Source organism: Virgibacillus kimchii, from assembly GCF_055379185.1.
In genome coordinates this window covers 2,318,590-2,341,180 of the sequence record NZ_AP043951.1, presented here as the reverse complement: position 1 = coordinate 2,341,180, position 22,591 = coordinate 2,318,590, and the positions used below count along the sequence as shown (strand labels likewise).

Annotated in this window: 22 protein-coding genes; 18 read left to right on the top strand and 4 right to left on the bottom strand. The window is 41.6% G+C overall.

The features are described 5' to 3' along the window. Positions 1-439: 439 nt before the first annotated feature. A protein-coding gene (locus tag ACZ42C_RS11380; protein WP_461183819.1) for an IS3 family transposase occupies positions 440-1,572 on the bottom strand; the annotation gives its coding sequence in 2 pieces (ribosomal slippage) (positions 440-1,323 and positions 1,323-1,572; 1,134 coding nt in all). 104 nt (positions 1,573-1,676) lie between these two features. Here ACZ42C_RS11380 and ACZ42C_RS11375 point away from each other — a divergent pair. The 13 genes from ACZ42C_RS11375 to ACZ42C_RS11315 all read left to right on the top strand — a co-directional run bounded on the left by ACZ42C_RS11375 (position 1,677) and on the right by ACZ42C_RS11315 (position 10,552). Further along, positions 1,677-2,054 carry a hypothetical protein gene (locus ACZ42C_RS11375; protein ID WP_461183760.1) on the top strand — a complete coding sequence of 126 codons (378 nt, stop codon included), beginning with the start codon at positions 1,677-1,679 and terminating at the stop codon, positions 2,052-2,054. Positions 2,055-2,338: 284 nt separating this feature from the next. After that, positions 2,339-2,659 carry a hypothetical protein gene (locus ACZ42C_RS11370; protein ID WP_461183761.1) on the top strand — a complete coding sequence of 107 codons (321 nt, stop codon included), beginning with the start codon at positions 2,339-2,341 and terminating at the stop codon, positions 2,657-2,659. 226 nt (positions 2,660-2,885) lie between these two features. Continuing rightward, positions 2,886-4,328 carry a T7SS effector LXG polymorphic toxin gene (locus tag ACZ42C_RS11365; RefSeq protein WP_461183762.1) on the top strand — a complete coding sequence of 481 codons (1,443 nt, stop codon included), beginning with the start codon at positions 2,886-2,888 and terminating at the stop codon, positions 4,326-4,328. Between the two features lie 38 nt (positions 4,329-4,366). Then, a complete protein-coding gene (locus tag ACZ42C_RS11360; RefSeq protein WP_461183763.1) occupies positions 4,367-4,630 on the top strand; it encodes a hypothetical protein in 264 nt (87 codons plus the stop codon). Positions 4,631-4,893: 263 nt separating this feature from the next. Further along, complete coding sequence (locus ACZ42C_RS11355) at positions 4,894-5,301, top strand: hypothetical protein (RefSeq protein WP_461183764.1); 408 nt, start codon at positions 4,894-4,896, stop codon at positions 5,299-5,301. A gap of 316 nt (positions 5,302-5,617) precedes the next feature. Next, on the top strand, positions 5,618-5,800 hold the full coding sequence (locus ACZ42C_RS11350; protein ID WP_461183765.1) for a hypothetical protein: 183 nt from the start codon (positions 5,618-5,620) through the stop codon (positions 5,798-5,800). Between the two features lie 29 nt (positions 5,801-5,829). Next, complete coding sequence (locus ACZ42C_RS11345; RefSeq protein WP_461183766.1) at positions 5,830-6,219, top strand: hypothetical protein; 390 nt, start codon at positions 5,830-5,832, stop codon at positions 6,217-6,219. Positions 6,220-6,285: 66 nt separating this feature from the next. Beyond that, the gene (locus ACZ42C_RS11340; protein WP_464891256.1) at positions 6,286-6,678 is read left to right on the top strand and encodes a hypothetical protein; all 393 of its coding nucleotides are present in this window, start codon (positions 6,286-6,288) and stop codon (positions 6,676-6,678) included. 504 nt (positions 6,679-7,182) lie between these two features. Next, complete coding sequence (locus tag ACZ42C_RS11335; RefSeq protein ID WP_461181744.1) at positions 7,183-7,695, top strand: DUF6431 domain-containing protein; 513 nt, start codon at positions 7,183-7,185, stop codon at positions 7,693-7,695. Positions 7,696-7,736: 41 nt separating this feature from the next. Beyond that, positions 7,737-9,089 (top strand): DDE-type integrase/transposase/recombinase, encoded by a 1,353-nt coding sequence (locus ACZ42C_RS11330; protein ID WP_464891255.1) that lies wholly within the window; start codon positions 7,737-7,739, stop codon positions 9,087-9,089. Then, the gene (locus ACZ42C_RS11325) at positions 9,082-9,882 is read left to right on the top strand and encodes an ExeA family protein (protein WP_461181900.1); all 801 of its coding nucleotides are present in this window, start codon (positions 9,082-9,084) and stop codon (positions 9,880-9,882) included. Before ACZ42C_RS11330 ends, ACZ42C_RS11325 begins: the two co-directional genes overlap by 8 nt. Beyond that, on the top strand, positions 9,879-10,100 hold the full coding sequence (locus ACZ42C_RS11320; protein WP_461181899.1) for a DUF5348 domain-containing protein: 222 nt from the start codon (positions 9,879-9,881) through the stop codon (positions 10,098-10,100). The genes ACZ42C_RS11325 and ACZ42C_RS11320 overlap by 4 nt, the downstream gene beginning before the upstream one ends. A 152-nt stretch (positions 10,101-10,252) precedes the next feature. After that, the gene (locus tag ACZ42C_RS11315) at positions 10,253-10,552 is read left to right on the top strand and encodes a hypothetical protein (RefSeq protein ID WP_464891254.1); all 300 of its coding nucleotides are present in this window, start codon (positions 10,253-10,255) and stop codon (positions 10,550-10,552) included. 201 nt (positions 10,553-10,753) lie between these two features. Here the strand turns inward: ACZ42C_RS11315 and ACZ42C_RS11310 are convergent, their stop codons facing one another. The 3 genes from ACZ42C_RS11310 to ACZ42C_RS11300 all read right to left on the bottom strand — a co-directional run bounded on the left by ACZ42C_RS11310 (position 10,754) and on the right by ACZ42C_RS11300 (position 16,738). Beyond that, complete coding sequence (locus ACZ42C_RS11310; RefSeq protein WP_461183141.1) at positions 10,754-11,353, bottom strand: pyroglutamyl-peptidase I; 600 nt, start codon at positions 11,351-11,353, stop codon at positions 10,754-10,756. A 634-nt stretch (positions 11,354-11,987) separates the two neighbouring features. After that, positions 11,988-14,975 carry a M14 family metallopeptidase gene (locus tag ACZ42C_RS11305; RefSeq protein WP_461183140.1) on the bottom strand — a complete coding sequence of 996 codons (2,988 nt, stop codon included), beginning with the start codon at positions 14,973-14,975 and terminating at the stop codon, positions 11,988-11,990. 158 nt (positions 14,976-15,133) lie between these two features. After that, positions 15,134-16,738, bottom strand: coding sequence for a glutathione ABC transporter substrate-binding protein (locus ACZ42C_RS11300; protein WP_461183139.1), 1,605 nt, complete (start codon positions 16,736-16,738; stop codon positions 15,134-15,136). Positions 16,739-17,005: 267 nt separating this feature from the next. Here ACZ42C_RS11300 and ACZ42C_RS11295 point away from each other — a divergent pair, with 267 nt between their 5' ends. From ACZ42C_RS11295 to ACZ42C_RS11275, 5 genes are all read left to right on the top strand, one after another. Continuing rightward, on the top strand, positions 17,006-17,872 hold the full coding sequence (locus tag ACZ42C_RS11295) for a Cof-type HAD-IIB family hydrolase (RefSeq protein WP_461183138.1): 867 nt from the start codon (positions 17,006-17,008) through the stop codon (positions 17,870-17,872). Between the two features lie 421 nt (positions 17,873-18,293). Continuing rightward, positions 18,294-20,348 (top strand): BglG family transcription antiterminator, encoded by a 2,055-nt coding sequence (locus ACZ42C_RS11290; protein ID WP_464891253.1) that lies wholly within the window; start codon positions 18,294-18,296, stop codon positions 20,346-20,348. A 21-nt stretch (positions 20,349-20,369) separates the two neighbouring features. Continuing rightward, on the top strand, positions 20,370-20,858 hold the full coding sequence (locus ACZ42C_RS11285; protein WP_461183136.1) for a PTS sugar transporter subunit IIA: 489 nt from the start codon (positions 20,370-20,372) through the stop codon (positions 20,856-20,858). Then, on the top strand, positions 20,858-21,145 hold the full coding sequence (locus ACZ42C_RS11280; RefSeq protein ID WP_461183135.1) for a PTS sugar transporter subunit IIB: 288 nt from the start codon (positions 20,858-20,860) through the stop codon (positions 21,143-21,145). The genes ACZ42C_RS11285 and ACZ42C_RS11280 overlap by 1 nt, the downstream gene beginning before the upstream one ends. A gap of 161 nt (positions 21,146-21,306) precedes the next feature. Continuing rightward, positions 21,307-22,569: a galactitol-specific PTS transporter subunit IIC gene (locus ACZ42C_RS11275; protein ID WP_461183134.1), complete on the top strand. Its 1,263-nt coding sequence runs from the start codon at positions 21,307-21,309 to the stop codon at positions 22,567-22,569. Positions 22,570-22,591: the final 22 nt, after the last annotated feature.

Sequence of the window (22,591 nt, the reverse complement as noted above, 5' to 3'; positions counted from 1 at the left end):
CAAGTTATACACTTATGTGAATTTATTACAAGGGTGAACCGGTTACACTTAGTTAGACAAAGGAAAGTACTTCCTCCTACTTCTTTTAATAACGTTTCCAGGCTGTAACCACGAAGTCACAGAGGATAATCTCATTGTAGGTACTTGGGAAGTTACATCCAAGTATCAAGGTGGTAAGCATGAGGTCGAGTCTTCTTGCACTCACAAAAGTGTACATGGAATGTCAACACTAAACTAAACAAATTTATTAAGGAATATAAACTTTTTATGGTGTTAAATAAAATGCTCTTTAATGAAAATAGTTGTATCAGTTTCTCACTTGACTTGGAGCCTCTGCGGGCATGATTTTCTTGCCAGGAAGCCAGCCAATTTAAAACCCGGCTGGCTAGCCAAAAAGGCTATCACGCCCGCCTCTCCAAGTAAAGTGGACGCATTGGTGTTAGATAGCAGTCTGTTCTAACGGATGCTGTAGCTTGTACTCTCTTGGCGTTAAATAGTCTAGTGACTCGTGCATGCGAATGTTATTAAACCAATTGACGTAATCAAACAATTCAAGATCTAACTCTTCTTGACTTGAGAAAACCGCTCCATTGACGAACTCTGTTTTAATAGATTTAAAGGTTGCCTCTGCTACTGCGTTGTCATATGGTGTACCTTTACTGCTTAATGATCTGTCGATATTAAATGTAGCTAATGCCTCATCAATTAATTGATTCTTAAACTCACTGCCTCGATCCGTATGAAACAGTTCAAGGTTGGTTAAGTTGTAAGGCACTGTCGAAAAAGCACGTTGAACTAACCTTGCATCTTTATTTGGACCAGCACTGTGACCAATGATTTCACGGTTATGTAAATCAACGAGTACACAAATATAATGCCATTTTTGTTGCACGCGAACGTATGTCAAATCACTTACAACTACTTTCAGAGCTTGCTTTTGATCAAACTCACGGTTTAATACATTTCCCACGTCAGATTCATTTACGGTTGATTTTTGGGGCTTGAATTGGGCAACTGTATACTTAGAAACAAGTCCTTTAGCTTTCATAATTCTGCCGATCCGACGGCGAGAGACTTGCCAGCCTTTCTTTTGTAGTTTCTCTTTGATTTTCCGTTGGCCATAGACTCGTCTGTTTTTATGGAAGATTTCTACAATTAATTTTGTTAGTTCTTCTTCTTCTTTTGTGTCACGTTCTTTCGCTTCATAATAGTACGTGCTTCTAGGAATTTGCAGGACTTCGCACATTGCTGATACCGAGTATTTGTGTCGATTATTACGAATCACATCTACTTTCGTCCCATGATCAGCGCGGCTTGCTTTAAAATATCATTTTCCATGGCAAGCCTTTGGTTCTCTTTACGTAACTTGATTAATTCTTCTTGTTCAGGAGTACGATTGTCTTTTTCTTCAAAAGATCCAGTTGTGTTATGTTGGAGAACCCATTTATCAAAGGCAGATGGCGTCAGCTCGTATTCTCTGATAATCTCGGCTCTTGGTTTACCTGAAGCATGTAACTGAACGATTTGTTCTTTAAACTCCTTTGAAAATGTCCTTCTTGGTCTTTTGGTCATAAACTGATTCTCCTCCGACTAATTATTGAATTCAGTTTATATGACCTTAAAGTTTTTGTCTAACTAAGTGTAACCGATTCAACATTACGAGGTGTGATGTAAAAGTGAATAAAATCAAGTACTTCCTCCCATTATTTTTAATAATTCTTATAGGTTGTAGCGCAGAGGTCACAGAGGAAGATCTCATAGGTGGGTACTGGATTGGTACTGCAGGATACACGGAAGGTGAGCCAAAGGGTGATCCCTACTGTACACCTTTTGATGAAGGACTGGAGTTTAAAGATAACGATACTGTTCATGTTGAAGTAAATGAAGAGAATATGGATTATTGGTTAGACGAAAGAGAAAATAGAGATGTAATATATTTTTCGGGGGAACTAGATTATCGAAGTTATTATATTGAAAAGCTTAATGAAAATGAGATTGGCTTGAAAGGGACAGGTTCACGGGAAAAAGAATCGTGTTACCTTGAAAGGCAATAATAGAAATAAGACTGGCATAGTGACCCCCTTGGAGAAAATGATTATAATTCTATTCATGAAAGACTTGAGTTTTGAATGAAGGAACAAAAGGAAACAATAATGTTGAAAATTTAATTTTTAAATACATTCTGTATGGGGATGAATCAATTAAAAAGAATTCCTGGAAGAATAAATATATGAAAAATTACGGAGATGATAGAGGTAAGAATGAATAAATGAAAAGAATACCTGTTTTAATACCTTTATTTCTTATAATACTTATATTAGCTGGATGTAGTAATCAAGTGACAACAGAATTTTTGCTGGAAGGAAAATGGTTAGCAACTGCAGGCTATGAAGATGGGGAAATAATAGGTGAACCGAACTGTTCCTATATAGAAGGGTTGACTTTTAAGAACGAGAATACAGTATATTTACATAGTTTTGAATCAGATTATGAATATACATTGGATGACAGTTTTGACAACGCAGAGTTAATGATGCGTGATGGGGTAGATGCATTGATTTTTGAAACAATTTTTATTGATGAAGATAGTTTTGCAATTGTTGGAAAAGGTTTAGATGAGGAGCAGCATTGTTATCTAGAACGGCAGTTGGATGGTTAATAGGACAAAACGAGACTGGATTTAATTACAACAAATATTTCAAATTCTGATGAAAGTCCGTAGTGAGTTGACAATATAAACACGCAAGAGAAAGTAAAGGCCGAAATAAAGCCAAGGAAATTCAGCTTGAAGACAAATACCTATATATACAGAAAAAGTACGTACGGTAATACAATTAGAAGCTAATCAATCTACAAAAAGGATTAGCTTCTATTATTTTATTTTAATGTTAGACGTGGATTCACTAATGAGTGGTCTTGAAAACGGAATTCGGGACATTGATGATGTACACGAAAAAATAAGCGCGATTCAGCGGTCCATTCGGGATTTTTTTGCGATGGAAGATGCGTTAAGGGGAAAAGGTGGGGACGCCATCCGTTATTTTTTCCATGAGGTCCATCAGCCTTTTCTTATTTTCCTGTATCAGTCATTGCAGGATTATAAAACTGTGCTGACAAAAATGCAAAACGTGGAAGCCTTTGAACCAAATCCAAGCGGGCTCATCAGACAGGATTTCCTGGAAAATGAAGTGACCAATGGATTTGACAAAGTGAAAGATCGGGCGTTGGCATTAACCGATGATGCAAATCGTATTATTGGCAGTGTGCAGGATTTGGTGGCAGTAGACAGGATTGATGATACAGCCGTGCTGGAAAGTGTGGATCGGGGGAAAAAGAAAGTCCGGAATATCGTGGAGGATATGAACGCGCTTGATCAGACGCAAGTGCAGGCGATGGAAACGGTACGGGCGGATTTGCAGACGATGAAGCGTTATCTTGCGGATGTAGAGGCGAAGGTGGAGCGTGGGGATTTGTCACCTGATAACTTTAATTTTGGCGCGTTACGGGATGTGGAAGGGTATTCTGCGATGATGGAAGAGATTTATGGGGAAGAGGAGTGGCAAGTGCCAAGAGAAATTGCCGCTAAATTGGCAAATGGAAAAACTTTATCACCTTATGAGCAAGATGTGCTTTATGACTATTTTCAAAATGAATTTCTTGATGCGGGAAAAAGAAAAGAAATTGAAGAAATTGCCGGTTTTATCAGTGAGGATAATATTGATAATTTAAAAGAACGATTAAATAAAGAAGTAATTATTTCTAAAAGTGCTTTGGAAATAGAAATGGCAATGATGCAGGCTTACTTGTACGATGGTAATAAAAAACCTGATGAAATTGAAATCTATCGAGTTAATAAATCTAAACTAGAAGCTTATTTAATGTTACTAAAAAATTATAAAAAAACATTAGAAACAATAGAGGAAAATACTATAGTACAAGTTGTTATATTAAATTATGAAAACGGTCAAAATAATATGCCTGGTCATTTTTTCGAATCCACTTTGCATAAAGCTGAATATGAAGAAAGTACAAGAAATGTTGTAAGCGAAAAAGAATTTCGTGAGTATATATTTGATCCAGAACACCCTGCAGCTAAATCCTTTGATATATCTGCAGTTACCTATTACACTACAGCAGATGCAGGTAGTTTCGAAGGTCTCCAATATCACTTAGAAGATGGGGGATTACTTGAAGAACGAGCTAATTATACAATTAATTTTGTAGGAGAGGAAATAGGAAAGCAGATTGTTGGTCAATTGGGAAAAGCTGTTGGAGGTTTCAACACAGTAATGGAATTGCAAGAAGGTTTGAAGGAGAGGGCGACATAACTGTAAAACAAGCCGCAGAAACAGCACAGTTTTTAAATATGGAATTAATTGTATCACAAAATGGTGCAGTAACAAGTTCAAGTAATGAACCGCAAGTTAAAGTTGTACCTACAAAATATACTTATAATATGCTTGAACGTTGGCATGAAGCTTATAAAAACGATTTTGACAACTCTTTAGTACTGCCGGATAAGGAATTAGTAGAGTCTAAAGACTGGTATGAAATTGGAAAGTGTTGGATTGAGCAGAGTTCAGATTTACATCCTGATGTATACGAATATATTAGGATTGGTGGCGAATAACTAATATACCTTTGAAAATTCGTTATTAGTTCTGTTATATTATTTATTATTTAAATGAGTATACCTTTTGCTTATACAGAATATACGCTTGCTGGTATTGTAGAGCTAGGCAACGCTTTTTTGGTGAACCCTACTAAAGGCGGAAAGGGCGGTCATGGTAAATGGTTCAGTCGTTTAGTATTTTTGTGCAAACACCTAGACAGTTACTCATGCTGAGCTAGTGGGATAATCATTATTTTTTATTAGAAGAAGCGAGGGAGTTCATGAAAAAACTAAATTTATTATTTTTAATTTTATTATTTACCGTTGGCTGCGATGAGACAGTAGCTGAAGAGGACATCATAGATGGTAAATGGATTGCTACAGCAGGATTTGAAGATGGTGAAGTGATTGGGGAAGCTTCCTGTAGTCCGTTTCAATATGGGATAGAATTTATAGATCAGGACACCGTTTATGTAGAATGGGTTGGAAGAGAATTTAAATATTGGCTTAGTGAGAATGAGGAAGGTTCCACTATTACTTTTGAAGATGATTTTTCAGATTCCCTATCCAGTGAACCAGGAAGTGACATTTATTTTTTTCAGATTAAAATGTTAAATACAAACGAAATGGTTTTAGAAGGAGATGGAATGCGAGAAGGTCATAATTGCTATTTAGAAAGGGGAGAGTGATTCAGGTAGTATAGAGTGGCCGAGCATAGGTCATATCTTATAGTGGGTAGGAATACCACCAGGTAAGAGAGTTAGCCACTCGCTTGTAACAAGTTTTGGAGGGTAGGAGATAACCTTCTATCTGTGGGAAAATTGCCACTTTTAAATAAGATATTAGATAAGGTTCCTAATCCAGCAAAACACACAGGAACATATTTGGTGGATGGTGGATAAATGACGGATGTACCAATTGTTAGAGATGTGATTGGTACTGAAATACCATCGGTAGGAGATAAAGAAGTCATTTTATATGTAAGCAAAGATGGAGAAAATTGGGATGATGGTTGAAAATCCTAACATCCCGTTTCCTAATGAGGCTATTAATTCACATGATTGGTATAAGGTTGCTGATGAATTAGCTGGAGTATTAGAAGAATTTGGACCCAGAACTTATACATATATTTACAGTGGTAATAAAAATGGTGAAAGTATTGAAACTTTAGCCGAAGGAGAAGGGTGAAATTTATTATTATGAGGAGTGGTATGACTGTGAATGTACGGAAGTATTGTTTGCTTACATTGCTTTTAATCATACTGATTAGTTGTAGTGCCAAAGTCTCGATGGAAGATTTAATCGGTGGCTATTGGGAAGTTACATCAGAAAATCAAGAAGGTGAGCCTAGTGAAGAGAACTCTTGCGTACTTACTGCTTTTCACGGCCTGGAGTTTAAAGATGAAGGTGTTGTATATATTGAGGGATTTGAGAGTGATTTTAAGTATTGGTTAGAAGATTCTGGATCGGAGATTCACTTTGCTGGGGATGAATTCGGCCTTTATCTTATTTATGAAATTGAAGAAATGAGTGATAATGAGATAGTTTTAACATCAGAAAAAAATAGGGATTCGAAAGTAGAATTTTGTTATTTAGAACGACAATAATTACTGATTATGTAAATCTGTATCTTTGTTAAGAAAATAATGATATTTTATACGGAGTGTTAAAATTTGCGGAGAATGAAATATTGTTTATTACTCTCTTTACTTTTAATAATCCTGACTGGCTGCAGTGCTAAAGTGACAGAAAAGGATTTAATAGATGGGTATTGGAAAGGTACTGCAGGATACGAAGAGGGGGAAGCAGTAGGCGAGCCTAATTGCATGCCTTTTGACGATGGAATTGAATTTAAAGATGAGGAAACAGTATATGTTGAAGCTTATGAGACAGACTTTTCATATTGGCTGGAAGAAAATAGCGATGGAATTGAAATCCATTTTAGAGGAGAAGAACTTGGAATTTATCTTAGTTTCTATATAGATAAAATAAATGAGGATGAGGTTGGTTTATTAGGAAAAGGAGATATTCAGAGTGAAGAATCCTGTTATTTGGAACGTGAGTAATAAAACAGCAACCTAATATATTAAGTGATTTTCTGTAAGATAGCCCTTTGGATAATATTAAACCAGGGGTTTTTTCTCGACTAAAATACATCTTAAATTCCATCAAAGTCTTTCAATTAAACCTAAGCGGATTTATCAGTTGCAAGTTTACTGTCTGAAGTTGAAGCGGAGTAGGGTACTAAAATGTTTACATATATTTCAGTGGCAACAAAAATGGGGGAACTGCTAAAGCTTTATCAAAAGGAGAATGGTGAATCTTTTTATTTTAACTGATTATTTTTATAAGGAGGATTGTGTTTTAGCTATGTTAAACAGGCCGGAAGTTGACGGTTATGTCTGACCAGAAGTAGACTGATAATATGACCAGAAAAAAATCCAGGAAAGGAAAAGGACGCCCCCATTAACGTGAAATTGCGGAAACAATTTCACTGGAGACGTCCACTAAAACCTAACATATGATTAGTATATCAGACTATACGTTAATTGAGAAGAAGGACGAAGCAGGTGTTTTTTGTTAGGAGTGCGGAAATCAATCACTGTCCTATTTGCGAAAGCCCTTTGGTAGTGGCTGGAAGCCGGCGGAGGGTATGGTATAGAAATTCAGGAGATAAAGAGAAACTTATTATACGCCGGCTTTATTGTAAACGTTGTCATAAAGTACATCATGAATTACCTGATGTTTTAATCCCTTACAAACGTTATGGAGTAGAAAGCATTGAACAGGTTGTGGATGATAATTTGATAGATGTTCCGGCTGATGAATCGACATTGGGTCGCTGGCGTGAATGGTTTCAGATCTGGGGACCATATGCTGTGGGCTGCATGATTTCTATTATAAAGCGGTTTCAATTGGACTTACCTGTGGGGAGCACGTCCGGTGCCCCAAGGACCGTGCTCCAAAAAATCGGACGTGACGGAAGAACATTAGATGGATGGCTGGCGAAAGTTGTCCGTCCTATTGTTAATGTTCATTTATGGATACAGACCCGTTCTGCATTCCTGTCCGGATACTCTTGAGATAGACTCATGTTTAATAGCTTAAAAGGAGGCTCATTGACATGAGAAATCAAAAGAAAGCACAGGAGATTGCTGCTGAACGGGTACAATTACTGTCTCCATTGTTGGCGGATGGATTGGATGCCGCCAAGGCCAGACAAATCAGACGGCAAATTTGTGAAGCAAGTGGACTTTCTGAACGAACTATTCGAAGATACTTAGCACAATATCGACAGGCAGGGTTTGAAGGTTTAAAACCAAAAGGAAAAGGTACGCAAATCAGGGAAGCTATTCCCGATCATTTATTGAAACAGGCTATCTTATTGCGTCGGGAAGTACCATCACGCAGTATTGCCCAAATTATTCAAATCCTGGAATGGGAAAAACGAGCTGAGCCCGGTCAATTGAAGCGGAGTACCTTGCAGGAAAAGCTTGCTGAAAAGGGGTATAGTGCTCGGCATATGCGAATGTACAGTGATCCTGGTGTGGCTGCCAGGCGTTTCCAACGGAAAACTCGCAATCAATTATGGCATTCTGATATTAAGTATGGACCGTACCTTCCTATTGGTCCAGGTGGAGAGAAAAGACAAGTTTATTTGGTGGTGTTCCTGGATGATGCTTCTCGATTTGTGATGCATGCCGGGTTTTATCCCACCATGGATCAACGTATTGTGGAACAGGGTTTTCGTGAATCTATTCAATTATACGGTGTTCCCGAATCTGTTTATTTTGATAACGGAAAACAATACAGGACAAAATGGATGAAACGAACCTGCTCAAAGTTAGGCATCCGGTTATTATACGCTAAGCCGTACTCGCCAGAGGCTACCGGGAAGGTAGAAAGGTTTAATCGGATAGTGGGTAGTTTCCTGGATGAGGTTTCACTGGAGAAGCCCACAACACTGGATCATCTAAATGAGCGACTCCGTGTGTGGTTGAGTGAATGCTACCAGTACAAGCCGCATAGTGCTTTGGGGGAAAACCAAAGTCCGGAAGCAGCTTTCCGCAGTGATGACAAAGCCTTACGGTTTGTCAGTACAGAAGAATTGGCGCAAGCATTTTTACACTGTGAGACGCGTAAAGTGGATAAATCAGGATGTATTAGTTTTATGGGTAAGAAATACGAGGCTGGATTATCGTTTATTGGCTGCAGGGTCGATGTGGTTTATGATCCTTCGGATATTACGGAAGTGACCATTGAGTACGAAGGACATGCACCTTGGACAGCTCGTGAATTGGTGATTGGTGAACATGCCGGGAAACGGCCAACGATGCCGGATCATCTTGGACAACAGTCCACAGAGCACTCCAGACTGTTGGACGCAGCGACGGAACAGTATGCTTCCCGTAAAGACGTTCAGAAGACAGCGGTTTCCTATCGCAGGGTTAAGAAAGAGGGTGCTTCACATGTTTAACCATTTTTACGGTTTTACGCACACTCCTTTTAACCGCGATATTCTCACATCGGCATTATATTATCCGGATATGCTGGATGAAACCATTGGGAGATTGGAATATGCAGCTGAATCACAGTTATTTGCGGTGGTGACAGGAGATGCTGGCACCGGGAAAACAACGACGCTCAGGAAATTTACGGATGAACTGGATTCCGGTTTGTTTAAGGTTTTATATCTGGCCGATTCTAAATTAACACCCCGGCATTTCTATAAAGGGTTACTGGAACAGTTGGGGTGCGAAGCCAAGTTTTATCGTGGAGATGCTAAACGGCAGTTACACAATCAGATTGAAATGATGCGTGGAATTCATGGTTTATTACCTGTGGTTATTGTAGATGAAGCACATCTACTGGACCGGGAAATGCTGGAGGAAGTTCGCTTTCTGCTTAATTTTAAAATGGACGCTGAAAGTCCAATGGCTTTGATTCTTGTCGGACAAAGTGAACTTTGGGACCGGCTTCGGCTCCAATCATTTGCAGCTATTCGGCAACGAATCGACCTGCAATGTAAGCTCCCGCACTATGATCGTGCGCAGGTAGGTGGATATATACAAAAACATTTAACCGAAGTCGGTGCACAAAGCGACATTTTCACAGATGCAGCGATTCATGAAGTTTTTCAGTTTTCGAATGGTACACCAAGGCTGATCAATAAGATTTGTACGCATTGTCTCATTTACGGTGCCCAAAATAAACAAAAACTCATCGATGATCATATGGTAAAACTGGTGATAGAAGGTGAACTGTCATGACAGAAGGAATGATGACCTATGAATACAATAGAGACGCCTGGGTAGTTGAATTAAACGGTTATCATTATACACTCTTTTGCGGTGAATCATTTGAACTTATTGTTGGCCAGTATAAAATCCCTTCTAGGCTCGAGTTGGGGTTGGATTGGTATATTATCATGGAGGAAGATGTTCGATTCGACCTTCGCATAGGTAATGTATATCATATAAACATCTAAAATTGGCTAACTGAACGAAGGGGAAGAAGGAAATATTATCCTTCTTCCCCTTCTTTTTATATTCTGTGGTCAATAATCTAGTCAAAACTTGGACAGAAGACGCAATCAATATAAAGGCATTATATACAATCAGTAACAGGATTGTTCTCATCGTGAATAGATTGAGTTGTCCTTTTCTTCCTTTACTTTTTACAATTCTTATTGGCTGCAGTGCCAACGTGACAAAAGAAGATTTAATCGGAGGGTATTGGGTAGCTACTGCAGGTTATCAAGATGGTGAGCCTGTAGGGGAATCCTACTGTTTCCCCAGTGTGGATTACGGACTCGAGTTTAAAGATGAAGAAACAGTTTATGTTGAAGCCTATGAAAGTGATTTTGCATATTGGTTGGAGGAAAATGATGGAATGAAAATTGAAATAAGAGGAAGAGATCATGGAATTAATTTGAGCTAATTGCATCCTCATTTATCTTTACCTTCTTGAGGAAGAAGAATCATGTTATTTAGAGCGGCAATAATAAAGAATTGAATCAATAACCAGTGTACTTCCTTTTGTTTTGTGTGTTTATAACTTACTTATGGAGCACAGGATCAAGGAGTCAGAGCCCCCCATATCAATTATCCGAAATAATAGACAATGGTGGGGCAACCCCCTTCACAAACACGCGACACATAATTCCACTGCGCGGTTCAAATCCTCCTGTGACCAGCTTGGCACTTTCTTTTGTTCGATGGCCAATTCATGAGAAGCCGGGATGTGTATGAACCCGGATGGCATGGATAATTGCCATTTTCTGGCGTAGTACAGACCATGATACATGACATTGTTGCATAAATAGGTCCCTGCCGTGTTTGATATCTCGGCAGGCAACCCGGACTCAGTCAGGCGTTCTACCATTTCGCTAATGGGCAAGGTCGTAAATATTCCATCCTTGCCATCTGCAAAAATCTTTTCCCCGTTTGGCTTCCACCCTGAATTATCCACTGGACCATCATTACAGTTAATCGCAATTCGTTCCGGTGTAATTTTATGCCGGCCGCCGGCCAAACCGAGGGAGATGACGGCATCCGGCTTTATATCTTCCACGGCTTCCAGCAGCTGATCCCCACTTTTGGAAAACTCCACCGTCAAAATTTCCCCGTGAATGATATAATCATTGATGACCTTCCCGGATAAACTTTTGACAACTTCCATTGTCGGGTTGATCGGGTAGTCCAAAAAGGGCTCAAACCCTGTTAATAATAATTTTTTCATGTAACTCACCTTTCTATTTGTTCACCTGTGCACGGGGTGGAGGTTCCCCGCATACTTTCCCGCCAACAGTTCCAGCGAATTCACGTCCGCAACATGTGTAAGTTGACTCCGGTCATGACAGCTTGCCTACAAATGTGAAGCACGTATAATTTGTAAAGAGTGCTCAGCCTCTTATATATGCGATGCACCCAATCGTGGCTTGTATCGGATGACATCCTGCATACGAGCGGCCATCCAACTTATGAGCGAATTCACTCCTTTTATGAGCGAATAAATTCCGTTATGGGCGTATTTTCCAGCATATGAGCGAATGCTCTCCGTTATGGGCGAATATCCCAACATATGAGCGCTTTCTCCCTGTTATGGGCGTATTTCCCAGCATATGAGCGAATCTTCCCCGTTATGAGCGTATTTCCCAGCATATGAGCGAATTCTCCCCGTTATGGGCGAATATCCCAGCATATGAGCGAATCCAACACATATTATAGGTAACTTCCACGTGACTTGAACTGCCAGTCTGCGCCCTAACGCACCGCACCCATATGCCAAATGCTCATTTTATTTCCCCTGCAAACTTTCCGACCAATTTGCTATTCTATATTATCTTTTTTCAACAGCCGCCCCCGCTTAAGTATTACGTTATCTTCAACGGCCGTTCCCGATTGATGCTTACGTCACTTTCCCCGTATACCTTCCGAATAGATTGTACATCTTTATCAATCCAATCCACGGCACCTAAATCAAACAGCTGCTGTCCCTTTTTGCATATTTCCAAACTGTCCCCGTACACCGTCTCATCCGCTGCTTCGGATATTAATTCTGCGCTCACCCATTCTGGAAATCGCTCAATGCCATTCGTTGATTCCGGATCAACTTTCGCATTCCATTGGTAAAAAATAAATTCCTCGACCAGCTCAATCGGAAACAGCTCAGGCATATACTGATGGCCATATTTCTTATATCTCTCCAGCCAGTATTGATTCAGTTCATGTATTTCCGTTCCGCTCACTTTCGCCTGAATGGACTGCGTGATTTTATTCAAAATTTCCGTATGCTGCGGGAATTTTTCCTCATCAAGCTGGCGGGCAATGCCGTACAGCATGGCACTTGGAATCCAGAAGGACATCGGAAATCTCGGTGGAATATGATATCCCGCAAAAGGCTGTGTCCATTCATGGCTCGGGATGCCGTGATTATCGATCAGGATGTCCGGAGCCCAGCGATTCATTATTTTCGGAAGCACATTTGCTTCGCCAAATACCGAATCTTTGTACCTCACATGGGAAAATTCCAATCCCACCGCATTATACCTTGCCGCATGCAGCTTCCATTCCGGATTATCCTCCGCCATTTGCTGCTGGAGCGCCGTCCCGTCCGGATTGGCACGCGGGATCACGACCAGGTTGAGATGCTTCAATACTTCCGGATGCTTCTCACCCAAATCATCCAGCATTTCCATTACACCCGGTGTACTGGATACTTCATTAGCATGATGCCCTGTTTCGATTAGCACGGTCGGCTTGTGTGCCGATAGCTTGAGGGCGGAATAATAATCCTCATTTACTTCCTGGAAAAGTTCATAAGCGAAAATCGGCCTGCCGCGGTACGAGTAATCTGCCAGCCACGGGCGGAACTGCGCCGACTCCGGCTTCGGAAGATCTTCGGGCAATGGAACAAAACCGTTTTCCTTATCGGTATCCAGGGCGATTCTGTGTGGCGTGCCATCCACGAGACATTCCGCCCATAACGGGTGCCTGTGGCCGAACTGGAAGCCCAGTTTTTTCGTGGCAACAGACGGTCTTTCGCGTTCGATCCATGCATACGCCGTTACACGGGCCCTTGGCTTTTCTCCCGGCGTTACTTTCATGAAAGGGTAGACCCCGCCCGGTGTAATGTAAGCTTTGCCGGCCGTTTCTTCCCCCTTCACCTGAAAATAATCCAATGTATTAAAATATACATCTTCATGCAAGGCTTCCAGGGAGGAAATACGCTCTTCGGCCACGGGGATCTTCATTTCTTCTTCACTCATCCCGACTTCTACTTCGATCCGGTCAAACAAAGGCTTTAGCGTACCGCTCGATTCATCGGAAACATCGGATTTTTCCCAGAGCTTCGGTAAAATTTCTTCTATATAATATAAACAAAAACGCTCCCGGTCGGTAAGTATCACGCGGTCTTCCAACACTTGACCGTCCTGCTCCACATATAAATAGCTCGTTGTCGGATAGCTGTATTTATTTTTTTCCACGTAAGGCACTTTGGATACCGGAATGGAAACAGCGTGCTCCGATATTGGTTTTCCGTGACGGTCATAGGCGACCAATTGATATGTATCATCGATTTCTTCGGTCAGTTCAAACTGAATTTTCGACACATCGAGGCTCAATTTCTGGGCGATGATTTCATCGATCGGGTACATTTCCTGAATCCAGCGAATCGGCAGTTCCAGGCCATCTTCCCGTTCTTCTTTCAAACAATAAATAGTAACAGCGTCAATCTCCGCATCCAATGCAGTTAAACAGGGTAAAATTTCTTCGGTAACCCAGAAATATCCCGGTTTAAAAGCGGACCGAACTTGCACATCACTCTTCGGAAACATGCCCCGTATTTCTTCAGCGACATCCTCCCGAATCGCTTTGGAATCGGATAAATAAACGGTCATACGGCTGGGTTCATGCAGGTTTACTTTTTCTTCCAATCCACCCACAAGCACATCCAGCTCCGCTTTTTCTCCTTCATCATCCCAGGTGAGATCGAATAACTGCTTCTCTTTGTTCGTGGTTTCAAGGAATTGGCGCTCCCATGAACCGAAGTGGCCCTGAAACCCCCAATGCTTTTCCCGGAAAAAATAGCTGATGGCATTTTCCACTGCATCATTTTTTCCGGCAAAATAAACGCTCTGATCAATTAATTCCATCGTTGCTTCTTCTTGCTCGTTTGCTTCAAAATGAAGGGTGAACGGATGGTCGGATCGATCTCCGGTCAACGGAAATGCAAGTTGCGTCGACTCCATGCCGATTCTTGCCGCCCCGTAGCAAATTTCTGTCCAGGCCAGTTCCGACAGCCCTTCTGACACCTGAAAGGTAACCGCTTGCTTATTTTCCGGACTTGCTTCCCGGCTGTGCAGGAATCCCACATCCTTCCAGATCTCTGTCAGACTGTTCACAGATGCTTCCCGGTCAGCACGGACTGGTGCGGGATCCAGTGCCAATACTTCATCATGAATGACAACTGCATTGCCTTCCAAAGAAATATTGGTGACAGGCACCTCTGCCTGAATAAGATTCCTGTGCCACTTGGCTGCCAAAAACCGCAGCAATGTTGACAAACGTTCACGATCGGTATAATAAACGATGATTTCATTGGGTGACAGCCATTCCACTGCCGTTTGTTCATTACTTTGCACAAAGGCCAGCTGATGTGCATATCGACTGTTCTGCCGGAAAAAATCGAAGGATAGACTCGTTGTTTCAAAGCCCAGTCTGGCACAGAAATCAATCAGCCCGGGCACAACTTCATGTTTGTCGGGGTTGATCCAAAGATTCACCTGATCGGCGACACCGTCATTATTCTGATCTTCCACAAACCCGCCGATTTCCCACATATTCCTTAAGTCATTCATATCCTCACCTGCTTACCATTAATTAGCACTCGCTTTATATTGAAAAAAATCGGATTGCATGGACAAACCGCATGAATTCAATACCATGATTTCATGCGGTTTAGCTCTACTATTATATTAAAGTAAATCTATGTTGTAATCTAGCTTTTTAACCAAGATTAATTTTCCAAATATACATCTTTCAGCATTAAATATTGGGTCGGCAGCTGCTCCAACCCTTTCACTTCATCCCGCACACCAAGCAGGTACTCGGAGTAATGGAGATAAATTTTCGGTGAAAGGTCCACGAGCTTTTCCTGCAATTCCCGGTAAACTTCATGCCGTTCTTCATCATCAAAAGTCTGGCGGCCCTCAGCCAATAGTTGGTCGATCTCTTCATCCTGGAGGAAAGTTCTATTTCCCGGTGCCCCGACATTTTGCGAATGATACAGCGGGTAGGTGGAATAATCCGCATCCCCGGTGCCTGTCACCCAGCCGAGCACATACATATCATGCTCGCCATTTTCGGTGGCCTCAAGATAAGCACCCCACTCCAGCACTTCAATGTTTACATCAATACCAATTTGCTCCAGTTGCGCCTGAACATTTGTGGCCGTATCAATACGCTCTCTGCTGTCATTCGTCCAGATGCTCGTTTCAAAACCATCTTCATATCCGGCCTCCGCCAGCAGTTCCTTTGCTTTTTCGATATCATAGTCCAAGTCGGATCCATCTTCTTCATGCCCCAGCACGCCCGGCGGAATAGGACCTACAGCAGGTACCGCGTAGCCGTCGTAAATGCCATCAATAATCTGCTCCTTATCAATGGCCATGGAAATGGCTTGCCGCACGCGCTGGTCATCAAACGGCTCCTTCTCCATATTAAAGCCGATATATGCCAGGCTCACACTTTCCTGTTGCTGCACACTTGTTTCATCATGGGCATTTACTTGCTCCACATCAGACGGGCTTAACGGATTCGTAATATGGGAATCGCCGGTTTGAATCTCGGCAACCCGCGTCAGATCCTCACTGACCACCTTAAATGTTACAGAGTCCAGTTTGGCAGGATCGTCCCAATAGTCATCATTCCTCGTCAGGCGGACAAACTCTCCCGGACTCCATGCATCAAATTCGAAAAATCCTGTTCCGATTGGTTGCTCATTAATTTTCGTTCCGGGTTCATTGCCATCTTCCATCGCCGCATAATCTTCATCAATTAAATCAGGCGACACCATTCCACTGACTGGATGTGCCAGATGGGCAGGCAGCGAGGCAAATGGGTATTCCGTCGTAAATCGGATCGTATAGTCATCAACAACTTCTATATCAGTCACCATTTCAAACAAGGAAGCCTGGGAAGATCCTACTTCCGGGTCAATAATTCGCTCAATATTCTTTTTCACGACATCGGCATTAAATGCAGCTCCATCGTGAAAGGTGACCCCTTCGCGAAGGTCAAACTCCCAAACATTTTCGTCAATAGCTTCCCAATCTGTTGCAAGACTTGGCGTCAATTCCATCTCGTTATTTTGTTTTACCAACGTCTCGAAAATATTAATCTGGACATCGTAGGAAGGGATATCGTTGGAACCATTCGGATCAAGCGACACCGCATCGGAAGCTTTGGCAATGACCAAATCCCCGCCCTCGCTTTCCTCCGGTTCATCACCGGTTGCATCAGCTGCACCATCTTCATCAGGTTCGCCGGCACAGGCAGAAAGGAAAATAGCCAAAAACACTGCCAATAGTAAGTAAGCGATTGCTTTTTTTGTGAGTTTCATAGATGTTTTCTCCTTTTTTATGTATTTTTGCAAGTTGGTTAAAAGATTGGTTTTATTATAATTCAATCAATTGAAAAAAACAATTAATTCATTTTTTGAAAAATGGCTGAGGTAAAGATCTGCAGGACCATTGCAAAGGCAGCTCGATCTTCCTATTCAACAACAAAACTGCCTCCTGCCAGCACCCTTCCAATATAAAATAATGGATAATGTGTCTATGGAATGAGATAATATGCAGATAATCAAGCAGATAAGGAGAAATACAATATGAAATTAATTGCAACAGACTTGGATGGAACGCTGTTGGATGAAAATGGTTTGGTAAGTGAGGAGAATGCTGCTGCCATTAAAAAAGCAATGGATCTCGGCATGGAGTTTGTCGTCGCTACTGGAAGAAGCTTTGATGCAGCGAATTTGCCGCTTCGTGATGCCGGATTGCGTGCTCCCATCATTTCATTGAATGGTGCAAATACCTATACAGCCGAAAAAGAATTGCTCCGGGATATCCCAATGGATGAAGCGCAAGTTCGAATAGTATATGACGCATGCCGGAATAATGACTTATATTTTGAAGTGTTTACGAATAACGGTGTTTATTCCACAAGCAGGGAATATTTCTTAGGGGTCATGCTGGACATATTAAGATCAGCAAATCCTCATTTACCGGAAGAAGAGCTTCGCAAAACAGCAGAGCTTCGTTTTCAATATGAAGATGTGGAATTTGTGGAGACTTTTGAATCCGTCTTTTCCAATAAGGACATAAATGTGTACAAAATTCTTGGTTTCTCCATGGAAAAGCCAAAGCTTGATGCGGTTCATAAACAATTAATCAATGAAAAGAGTTTAGCGATCACGTCCTCCGGTGGGATCAATATAGAATTTAACCATGTGGCGGCACAAAAAGGAACCGCGCTGGAGCAATATGCGAAAAGCCTTGGTATTCAAATGAAAGATGTCATGGCGATTGGAGATAACCTGAATGATGCCAGCATGCTGAAGGCGGCCGGCCGTTCGGTTGCGATGGGAAATGCAGCAGACGAAATCAAGGTGCTTTGTGATTTTATGACCGGAAAAAATACGGAGAATGGTGTTGAAAGAGCGATTGAAGAGATGTTGGAAGAAGTGAAGGGTTGAATGCGGAGGGAAAGCTATTGGACAGTAGCTTTCCTTTTTAAGCTCATCGTGCGGCGCCCAGGGATGGTTACGCTCGACAATCCAAAAAAACGATCGACCTAGAGGCGATTTTGCTCGACCCCGATTAAATTTCGCTCGACTATTCAAACGCTCAATCCCAATCAAAAAACGCTCTACAATCCAAAAAATCGCTCGATCCAGGGGTGATTTCGCTCTCCCCGCCCAAAATTCGCTCAACAATATCAAATCATTCCAACACACCACCACTTCCACCCGCCATCCCATGCACCAGAAACTCCCGCTTATTCCACTTTTGCACATACAAATCACAGTGATGTACAAAATATGTTCAATAGATTCAGATGAAAACGTCCCCAACACGCATCGCAGCAGTGTTAGAATAAAAAGTGAAAGAGGGATCATGATGAAACTGGATGATCGCAGTAACACAATTCTGGATGAATTAATAAATAATCCAGGCGTAAATAGCAAAGAAATCGAAAAGAAGTACGGCTTAACGAGAAGGCAGCTCGGTTACAGCATGGATAAGATTAACGATTGGCTGCTGGAAAACAAGCTTCCTGTCATTGAACGAACCAGGAAAGGTCACTTCATTATAGATCAGTCGGTGTTTACTAACTTTTTTGGCAATCAGAAACCAAAAAAGCAAGACATTTCGGTTTTAAGTGAACAACAGCGAATGTACATGGTTGTGATGATGGTGCTGAGTCAGGATGATTTATCGCTCAATCATTTCACTGATGGTTTAAAAGTGAGCAAGAATACAGTACTTGCCGATCTCAAACGAGCCCAGCATCTGGCAGAGCAGTTTGGCTTGGGCATCCGCTATTCAAGGCGCGATGGTTATTTGTTGGAAGGCAAGGAATTTCACGTGAGAAGACTGCTTATCCATGTTGTCGGTAAATTGCTGGACATGCCAAACGGCGATGAGCGACTTCGCGAACTGGCTGGAATAAAACAAGCAGAAGTCAAGGATCTGCATGAAAGAATTGAACTCGTCGAACAGAAACTGAACCTGCAATTCACCGATGAAAAAATCGCGATCATGCCATATATTTTGCTTTTAGTGATGCGAAGAATAATGAAAGGCGATACGATCACCTCTTTCTCCATAGATTATGAAGCATTATCCGATACAAAAGAATACGCAGCAACGGAAGAAATTTTATATGATATGAAAGAAATTCCAACGGGGGAGCGGCTGTTTATTACGTTGCACCTCTTAACGATGAATGTGCATTCGTCTGCGTTTTTGACAGATGATGCCACCCCTGATCTGAAGCAGGCAGTGGATGATATGCTCCGGCTATTTGAGAAGAAAGCTATTATATTTTTTCAGGACAGAGCGCAATTATTAAATAAATTATTACTTCATATCAGGCCGGCATATTACCGGATAAAATATGAGCTTACGGAGCTGCACGATAATCATCATTTAGTCAGTAAAGAATATATGGAACTGCATCATCTCGTGCAGCAATCCACACAGCCGCTTGAAGATCTGATCGGGAAAAAGATCCCTGAAAATGAAACAGTATATTTAACGATGCTGATTGGTGGATGGCTGGCGAGGCAAGGGGACAGCATCCAGGAAAAAATTAAGGCTGTCGTTGTTTGTCCAAAAGGGGTATCTGTTTCCAGACTCATGTTCAGTGAATTGAGAGATCTGTTTCCGGAATTTATCTTTCTGGATTCCTTGTCCGTAAGAGAATTTAATCATTATGAGCTGGATTATGATATTGTGTTTTCTCCGGTTTCGTTGGATACAAACAAAAAGTTGTTCAAGGCGAGTTCATTTTTGGAAAGAGAGGAAAAGACACTCTTACGCAAGCAGGTCATGCTTGAGATGTATGGATATATCCCGACGGAAATGGATATAGACGAGCTTATGGAAATCATTAAAAAAGAAGCGGACATCAAGGACGAAAATAAGCTGAGAGCTGACTTGCACCGTTATATACACCGGGATGAAGATGCTTCAATAAAAAAGAAAGAAGATATTACCCGCTCCCTTACATTGCGGGATTTGATTACACCGGAAACGATTACCTTGAAGAAATCCGCCGGGTCGTGGGAGGAAGCGATAAAAATCGCGGCTGAACCATTGATTGCCAATGGGGCTATCCAACCGGCGTATGTCGATGCGATGATTCATCTTTATGAAAAAGATCCGTATATCGTCATCGGCCCAAATTTTGCTATCCCTCATGCAGCACCTGATGAAGGTGTGAATGAAGTTTCCATGAGTCTTCTCAGGCTGGAAGAGGGGGTAGCTTTCACCGAAGATTATTTGATTAATATTATTGTCGTCATTGCAGCAGAAGATAAGCAAAAACACCTGAAAGCGTTAATGCAGCTTATGAAACTTGCAGGGTCCGAGGAAGATAGAACTGCCCTTGTCAAAGCGGATTCTGAGGATGACATTTATGAAATAATCAAAAACTATTCAAATTAAGTGAAGAAAAGAGGAACAACCATGAATACAATCGTTTTGAATGAATCCACCATTTCCATTGATCTGGAAGGTAACTCATATAAAGAAGTATTAAGTACAATGGCAAATAATTTGCATGAAAAAGACTTGGTGAAAGAAAGCTTTTCACAAGCGGTCATCAATAGGGAAGGGGAGTTTGCAACGGGACTTCCCACAAGCGGGGTATCTGTTGCCATTCCGCATACAGATGTGGAACATGTTCATACTAAAACAATCAGTGTTGCTACATTGAAAGAACCGGTGGAATTCGGAATTATGGGTGGTGCTCCTGAGGAGACCACACCGGTCAAGGTGGTATTTATGCTGGCAATGAATGATTCACAGGACCAGCTTTCCCTACTGCAGCAATTAATGCAAGTTTTTCAGGATGAAGAAACGCTTATGACGATTGCAAATGAAAAAGATAAGACAGCAATGAAACAATTATTGGCAGATAAATTGTCACTTGACGTTGAAGGAGGTGAACAATAATGGCGGAAACGAAACAAGTATTGGTAGCTTGCGGTGCTGGCATTGCTACATCCACCGTTGTTAACAATGCCATAGAAGAAATGGCAAAAGAGCATAACCTGAAAGTGGATTTAAAACAGATCAAAATTGCAGAAGTAAACAGCTATCTGGAAACAGCTGATTTGCTTGTAACGACTGCAATGACACAAAAAGAATTTCCATTTCCAGTAATTAATGCACGCAACTTCCTTACAGGTATTGGAGTGGAAGATACGAAAAAAGAAATTCTGGAAGAGCTTCAGAAGTAAGGGAAGTAAGCTAACCGGCTACCTGTCATGTCGGTTAGCCAAGTTTTTTTCATCGTGAATTTGTAAATGTATGCAACGTGAAAATAGATGAAACGGTATTCATTTTATCGATTATATAACAAAGTAAAAAATTAAATCTGAAATGCAGGGAGGACCACACGATGGACGCATTTGTAAGTTTTATACAAGGCTTTCTGGATCTGGGGGCAACTGTCATTCTTCCAGTAGCCATCTTATTATTGGGGTTGTTTTTCGGCCAAAAATTTGGAAAGGCCTTTCGCTCCGGTTTGACAATTGGGGTAGCATTTGTAGGTATTTTCCTCGTTATTGATTTACTCGTTCTGAATCTCGGACCAGCTGCACAGGGCATGGTCGACCGGCTTGGTGTCGAATTAAATGTGATTGACGTAGGTTGGCCTGCGACATCTACCATTGCCTGGGCTTCCGTAGTCGCAGGGTTCATTATTCCACTGGGACTGGTAGTAAACGTATTAATGCTAGTTACAAAAACCACAAAAACGATGAACGTGGACATTTGGAATTTCTGGCATTACACTTTCATGGCTGCCATGGTATACGCCATTTCCGGAAGTATTATTCAAGGGTTGATTGCAGCGGTACTATTCCAGATCGTTTGTCTGAAAGTTGCTGACTGGACAGCACCAATGATGCGTGACTTCTATGATTTGCCGGGAGTTTCCATTGCAACGGGAAGTACCATTTCCTATGCACCGGGAATCTGGCTCGTCAGACTGTTGGAAAAAATTCCTGGAATAAACAAGCTGAACGCGGACCCGGAAACAATTCAAAAAAGATTTGGTGTTTTTGGGGAATCAATATTTGTCGGTTTAGTGCTTGGTGCCGGAATTGGGGCACTGGCAGGGTACAATGTTGGTGAGATTATTGAAATTGGTATGGCGATGGCCGCGGTAATGGTATTAATGCCGCGCATGGTAAAAATCTTGATGGAAGGGCTTATGCCTGTTTCCGAATCAGCGAGAGAATGGCTGAATAAACGCTTTGGTGATAAAGAAATTTATATTGGATTGGATGCCGCAGTAGCACTGGGACATCCGGCAGTAATTGCCACAGCACTTATTCTTGTTCCGATTACTGTTGTCATGGCAGTTATTTTACCGGGGAACGCGCTGCTTCCATTCGGTGACTTGGCAACGATACCGTTTATTGTAGCATTTATCGTAGGTGCTGCCCGCGGTAACATCGTGCACTCTGTCATTGTAGGTGCCGTGATGATTGCGATTTCCTTGTATGTTGCAACAGACGTGGCGCCGGTATTTACACAAATGGCAGAAAATGCACCGAACTTCAATATGCCGGAAGGATCCGCAATGATCTCCAGTATTGACCAGGGCGGTAACATTGTGAACTATGTGATTTACCAGCTGTTTAATTTGTTTAACTAATTTGGATGACAGGGGGAGAGGA